General features: G+C 26.8%; 3 protein-coding genes. All 3 read left to right on the forward strand.

Features of this window, described 5'->3' with window-relative positions:
* The 3 genes from CRV09_RS00065 (at window position 1) to CRV09_RS00075 (ending at window position 2,419) form a co-directional block, all read left to right on the forward strand.
* Window positions 1-828, forward strand: a complete 828-nt coding sequence (locus CRV09_RS00065; protein WP_136132112.1) for a replication initiator protein A — start codon at window positions 1-3, stop codon at window positions 826-828.
* Between the two features lie 44 nt (window positions 829-872).
* Window positions 873-1,406 (forward strand): phospholipase D family nuclease, encoded by a 534-nt coding sequence (locus CRV09_RS00070; RefSeq protein ID WP_199733966.1) that lies wholly within the window; start codon window positions 873-875, stop codon window positions 1,404-1,406.
* Between the two features lie 272 nt (window positions 1,407-1,678).
* Window positions 1,679-2,419 (forward strand): DUF2076 domain-containing protein, encoded by a 741-nt coding sequence (locus CRV09_RS00075; protein WP_136132113.1) that lies wholly within the window; start codon window positions 1,679-1,681, stop codon window positions 2,417-2,419.
* Window positions 2,420-3,482 lie beyond the last annotated feature (1,063 nt).

The following is a 3,482-nucleotide window of genomic DNA, read 5'->3' on the forward strand; positions in this document are numbered from 1 at the left end:
TTGAAGACATTGAAACCTCGAAAATATGAATTAGAATTTTTTATTCTGGACGAAATTGAACTCTCTGGCTTTAGGGATGAACTTGCTAGTATGGAGCATCCATTTTTTGCACTAAAGGGTGGAGATACGAGAATTAGAGAATATAGAAATGGAAGTACAACCGTTATAGTTAAACCTAATGCTGATGGTTTAGCCACTATTTTTGATAAGGACATATGGATTTATGTAATATCAAAATTGCAAGAATCGATGAATATAAATAAAGAAATAAGTAAAATTGTTTGTTTCACGCCTTATGATTTCTTTATAACAACTAATAGGACAATTAGTGGTAGAACATATCAAGAATTAGAAAAAGCTTTGGATAGATTACAAGGTACTACAATAAAAACAAATATATTCTATTCTAAACATAAACAAGAAATTATGGGCTTTGGCTTAATTGATAGCTGGCAAATCCTTGAAGAAAAAAAGGGGAAATTAGATATTGGTATGGTAAAAGTTACTTTACCAGATTGGTTGTATCAAGCTTTGTATAAAAATAAAATGCTAAAAATCAGTTCTGATTATTTTAGAATTAGGAAAGCAATAGATAGACGTATTTATGAGATAGCTCGTAAACATTGTGGTGTTCAAAGTGAATTTAGTATTGCATTAGACAAATTACACCTGAAGACAGGTAGCACATCTTTATTAAAAATGTTTAGACATAACATAAAGCAACTTGTTAAGACTAATGATTTACCAGATTATAAAATACGTTATAATACTGGAGAAGATATGGTTATTTTTAGTAATAGAAACAATAAATTTAAATTAGATAATTAATATTAAAATGATTTCAAAAAAAATTTACCTTATGAGGGCTGTTAATGAATAAGAAAATTAAAGCTTATATTTTTTCTTTTTTGATTATAATGACTTCGTCAAGTTCAGCTAATTCACACTTTCATGATATAGAGATAGGATTTTCTCCAGGTCACACAGCAAATAAAATAGTACTTAAGGCTATTGAAAATTCAAAAGATTCAATTTTTGTTGCCGCATACTCTTTTACTAGTAAACCAATAGCTTTAGCTTTACTTAAAGCACATAAGAGAGGGGTGAATGTTAGACTAGTTGTGGATAAAAAATCTAATACAGGTAGGTATACTGCTGTAACGTACTTGGTCAATCATTTTATACCGGTAAGGTTTAACGATAGATATGCTATTATGCATAATAAGTTTATGATTATTGATTCTAATTCAGTAGAAACAGGGTCTTTTAATTACACTCAAAGCGCAGCATTAAGAAATGCTGAAAATATTATCTATATTAAGAATAGAACAGATATTGCTGGTAAATATAGAAAAGAATTTCATCGGTTGTGGCAAGAAGGTATAGAAGCAAAACCTAAATATTAAAAATAATTTTTAATATTTCTATTATTTTTTATAAGTTGATTTATAAAACAGATTGAAAAATTGATTTAAATCATTTTTTATTCATCGGTTGTGGCAAGAAGGTATAGAAGCAAAACCTAAATATTAAAAATAATTTTTAATATTTCTATTATTTTTTATAAGTTGATTTATAAAACAGATTGAAAAATTGATTTAAATCATTTTTTATTTTAAAATAAAAAATGAGTGTATGTTTTTGTGAAATAACACATTTAAATATAGGAATTTCACTTATGCAATTAGAAGAAAAACAACTTATTGAAAGATTATTTCAGAAAATAAAAAAAGCAGAAGAACATGCTTCTAATAGAGATTCTGAAGCGGAAGAACAAATTAAAGATCATATTAAACAACAGCCTGCTGCACCTTATTATATGGTTCAATCAATTTTAATTCAAGAAGCGGCTTTAAATAAACTAAATCAACAAGTAATAAAATTGAAAGATGAAGTTCTTGAATTACAGAGGTTAAATCAAACTAAAGGAAAAACATTCTTAAGTAAATTGTTCAGTGGAAATAAACCTTCTGAACAAACAGTTCCTTTAAACACGAAAAATACTGTATCTTCTGAAAATAGTATTGCAACAACCGCTGCAGGGCCTGCACCTGCTTATAGTATTCCTCGCAGTAGTGGTAGTAGTTTTATGAGCGGTGCTTTGCAAACTGCTGCTGGCGTTGCAGGGGGAGTAGTAATAGGAAATTTATTGAATAATATGTTTCATCATACTGCTCCTGAAGAAATAATTAATATTATTGATGATCCTCATTCCTCTATGCACAATAGTCCTTTGCACAATAATGATTCCTTATTAGATAATAATGACTCTTTATTGCAAAGTAATGAATTAGGAGAAATAGATCATTTAGATACAACCAACCATAATATTGATAGCCAATTTTCTAATTACGACGGGCAATTATCTGATGGTAATGATTTTGAAATTGATAGTTTTGGTGATGATGATTTTATATAATATTTTTCTTGTAATTTATAGATTTTTTGTTTAGTTAAAATTTTTAGTGGTTTGTTAATTTAAGACTTTCGGGATTTTTTGTAACAAAATTATAAATAACATGCATTTTGTTTAGTTATGATATTTTCATTTTAATGAAAATATTTTTTATTCTTTTTTAAGAGATATTGAAATAACATCTGAACCAGAACTTATTTAATGTATTAATTTGTTACCTAAGAAGTTATTTTTTCTATTGTTTACATCAAAAAGAATAAATTTTTTATTAGTTAACGTTCTGGTTCAAGCAAAGAATATGATTCCTATCAGTAAAGGTCAGCTTTTTAAAAATTTCAAACAAAGAAAATTTTTTCTATCGTCTAGGTCCTCCTTAGAAAGGATTTAATCCAATAAAAATTTTCTTATGATTTTTAAATTCTTTCTGTAATCCTCTATAAGAGTATTATTATTCTAATTAACCCTTTCCCTAAGGGCACCCCTCTAAAAGCCTTCTCAGAGGTTTTTAGAGGGGTTTAATGCCATTCAAAAACATTATTCTAAATAATTTTTTTAAAGATGCTTCAAAAATTAGATAAGAAAAATTATTTTTTATTGTTGGAGAATTTATTTTTGGAAAAATGAATATGAAAAAGTTATCCACAGATTAGCCTCGCGCGTAATAATAACAATATATATATATAAGTTAAATAAGTTAAATAAGTTAAAGGATTTTTTTTGCTTGTATCTACCTGAAAAATAGATAAAATTTTTCAGGGTTGGTTTCTAAATCACAGTATTTGGTTTCTAAATCACAGTATTTGGTTTCTAAATCACAGGCAATTAAATGTTTAATCCACAGCTTATTAGACTACTTATCCACAGGATATCCACAATTTTTTTAATAACTTTTAAGACGATTTTATGTAATATAATCAGTTTTTGAAAGACAGAGCATTGGTTTCTAAATTAGAAATAAATCAGCTAAAACTATATTTTAGTACTCTTTGAAAATTAAATTGACTAGTTTATAAGTTAATGAAAATAAAGCAATAAGATAAACTTAAGAAGATAAGAGAATTGAAAT

It is taken from the genome of Candidatus Pantoea edessiphila, from assembly GCF_002933345.1.
Lineage (GTDB): Bacteria > Pseudomonadota > Gammaproteobacteria > Enterobacterales > Enterobacteriaceae > Pantoea_C.